The 2928-nt window shown below is 52.8% G+C and carries 4 protein-coding genes; all 4 read right to left on the bottom strand.

Going from position 1 to position 2928, the window contains the following annotated elements:
* The coding region (locus tag V3U24_08225; GenBank protein MEE9167428.1) for a GTP-binding protein at positions 1-115 on the bottom strand (115 nt) is incomplete at its 3' end.
* On the bottom strand, positions 96-2228 hold the full coding sequence (gene fusA / locus V3U24_08220; GenBank protein ID MEE9167427.1) for an elongation factor G: 2133 nt from the start codon (positions 2226-2228) through the stop codon (positions 96-98). The genes V3U24_08225 and fusA, both read right to left, overlap by 20 nt.
* Positions 2229-2233: 5 nt before the next feature.
* Positions 2234-2698 (bottom strand): 30S ribosomal protein S7, encoded by a 465-nt coding sequence (gene rpsG / locus V3U24_08215; GenBank protein MEE9167426.1) that lies wholly within the window; start codon positions 2696-2698, stop codon positions 2234-2236.
* Between the two features lie 2 nt (positions 2699-2700).
* Positions 2701-2928: 30S ribosomal protein S12 (gene rpsL / locus V3U24_08210; GenBank protein MEE9167425.1), on the bottom strand; the 228-nt coding region annotated here is incomplete at its 5' end.

The following is a 2928-nucleotide window of genomic DNA, read 5'->3' as shown; positions in this document are numbered from 1 at the left end:
GCTTGCTCAAAACTAACGTCATCGCTGCCGTCAACATCGTCTTCCCGTGATCCACATGACCGATCGTCCCTACATTCACGTGCGGCTTCGTTCGCTTAAACTTCTCCTTTGCCATGACGCCCTCCTCTAAACTTGGTCCCGGCGGAACCGTTGCCCCGGACTCTTTCAATAATCTTATCCTTGATCGAAGGGGAAACCTTTGCGTACTGCTCAAACTCCATTGAGAAGACAGCACGGCCCTGGGTAATGGAACGGAGGGCCGTGGCGTAACCAAACATGTCACCGAGTGGAGAAACGGCGTGGACAACCACCGCATCCTTTTTGTGATCCGTCCCCCTGATTTCACCTCTCCTGGACGTGAGATCAGACAGTACATCTCCAAGATACTGTTCAGGCAGAACCACATCCACTTTCATCATGGGCTCCAGCAATACCGGCTTCGCTCTGATGCAGGCTTCCTGAATCGCCATCGACCCCGAAATCTTGAACGATATCTCCGATGAATCCACCGCGTGAAACGACCCGTCAATCAACTCCACGCGAATGTCCTCAATGGGATATCCCGCCAACACACCGTTTTTCAGGCTCTCCTGGACGCCCGCATTGACAGCCGGGATGTACTCCTTGGGAATGACCCCTCCCACGATTTTACTCTCAAAATGGTATCCCATCCCAGGCTCGTTCGGTAATACCCGTAGTTTTACATGCCCGTATTGTCCCCGACCGCCAGATTGACGAATAAACTTCCCCTCCGCTTCGGCCTCCCGCGTGATGGTCTCTTTGTAGGCAACCTGAGGTCTCCCAATACTGGCGTTCACCTTGAATTCTCTTTTGAGACGGTCGACGAGTATCTCAAGATGGAGTTCACCCATTCCTGACATGACCGTCTGACCCGTTTCCTGGTTCGTTTCGATTACGAAGGTGGGGTCCTCATCCGTAAGTTTGGCAAGGGCCATGGAAAGCGCGTCCTGTTCGATCTTACTGGAAGCCTCGATGGAGACGGAAATGACCGGCTTCTGAAAATCCATGGATTCCAGAATGATGGGTGACGACACGTCACACAGGGTGTGCCCAGTCTTTGTCAGCTTCAGTCCAACAGCCGCGGCAATCTCCCCTGCCGCCACTTCATTTCTATCCTCCCGCTTGTTCGCATGCATGAGAAGAAGACGTGAAATGCGTTCCTTCCTCCCGAGGGTCGCATTGAACACGGTTGAGCGAGAGGTGATGGAACCCGAATAGACACGGAAGAAAGTGAGACGCCCAACATACGGATCCGTCATGATCTTGAAAGCGAGAGCGCTGAATGGTTCGTCGGTTGAGGGTGCCCGACTTAACAGAATTTCAGAATCTTCCGGAGCGTGACCTATGATCTCGCCTCTGTCCAGGGGAGACGGCAGAAAATCGACGATTGCGTCCAGCAGCCTCTGGATACCCTTATTCTTGAAGGCGGATCCACAGAGGACGGGGACGAATGCGTTCTCCCGACAACCCTTTCTTACCGCTTGTTTGATTTCCTCTATGGAGAGTTCCTCGTCGGCAAGGTACTTTTCCATCAGGCTCTCGTCATAAGCGGCGCACTCTTCCACCAGATGATGCCTGGCGGCTTCGGTCTCCTCCTTCATATCTTCGGGAATGTCTGTGAATTCGAAATCGACGCCGAATGTCGATTCATTGTAAATGATGGCTTTCATGCTGATGAGATCGATAAGTCCAGCGAATAGCTCGCCGCTCCCGATGGGCAGCACAATGGGAAGGGGATTCGCGTTTAGACGCTTTTTCATCATCCCGAGAACATGGCGGAAATCGGCCCCCGTGCGGTCCATCTTGTTCACCGTGGCAATCCTTGGAACTCTGTAGCGATTCGCCTGACGCCATACGGTTTCACTTTGTGGTTCAACTCCTCCCACCGCACAGAAAATGACAACGGCGCTGTCAAGGATTCTGAGAGACCGCTCAACCTCGGCTGTAAAGTCGATGTGACCGGGAGTGTCGATGATGTTGATTCTGTGATCGTTCCAGAAAGTCGTAGTGGCCGCGGAGGTGATGGTGATCCCCCGTTCTTTCTCCTGCGCCATCCAATCCATGGTGGCGGCGCCGTCATGTACCTCTCCCATCCGATGAACTCTACCCGTGTAATACAGAATTCGTTCAGTCGTGGTTGTTTTCCCGGCGTCAATGTGAGCCAGAATTCCGATATTGCGAACATTTGCGAGGTTCGTGGGATTCATATTAATCACCGGTAATGTGCAAACGCCTTGTTGGCCTCTGCCATTCTGTGGGTGTCATCCTTCTTCTTAATGGCACCGCCTTCGCCGTTGGCTGCATCGATAAACTCGGCGGCCAGGTTTTCAGCCATGCTGTGACCCTTTCGGTTTCCGACACTGGCCAGAATCCAGCGCGTTGCGAGGGCATAACCCCTGCGCTTCTGTACCTCCATGGGAATCTGATAGGTGGCTCCACCAATCCGCCTCGATTTCACCTCGAGGAGGGGCTTTACGTTGTTCATGGCTTTATGAAACATTTCAAGAGGATCGCCCTTTGTCCTTGAAGAGACCAGGTCCATCGCCTGGTAGAAATTCTTTTCGGCTATCCCTTTCTTCCCCTTTCTCATCGCATTGTTGATGAACTTCTGCACCATCTCATCACCGTAAACTGGATCCGGCGGAACTTCTCTCCTTTCAGGTCGACGTCTTCTCATCGTTATCTCGGCCTTTTGGTTCCATAACGGGAACGGCTCGTTTTACGATCGGCGACACCCGCCGTATCCATCGTTCCCCGCACAATATGATAACGTACACCGGGGAGATCCTTGACTCTGCCCCCTTCAATCAGAACAATGGAGTGTTCCTGCAAATTGTGGCCTTCACCGGGTATGTAGGCAATCACCTCAATACCGTTGGACAGCCGAACCTTGGCCACCTTTCTGAG

The organism is Candidatus Neomarinimicrobiota bacterium (genome assembly GCA_036476315.1).
Taxonomy (GTDB): Bacteria; Fidelibacterota; Marinisomatia; order Marinisomatales; family S15-B10; genus JAZGBI01.
The sequence above is the reverse complement of the archived record's forward strand: the minus strand, read 5'-3'. Positions and strand labels throughout refer to the sequence as shown.

Excerpts from the sequence above, each read along its gene's own strand:
- rpsG (MEE9167426.1), bottom strand. The coding sequence starts at position 2,698 with ATGAGAAGACGTCGACCTGAAAGGAGAGAAGTTCCGCCGGATCCAGTT.
- fusA (MEE9167427.1), bottom strand. The coding sequence starts at position 2,228 with ATGAATCCCACGAACCTCGCAAATGTTCGCAATATCGGAATTCTGGCT.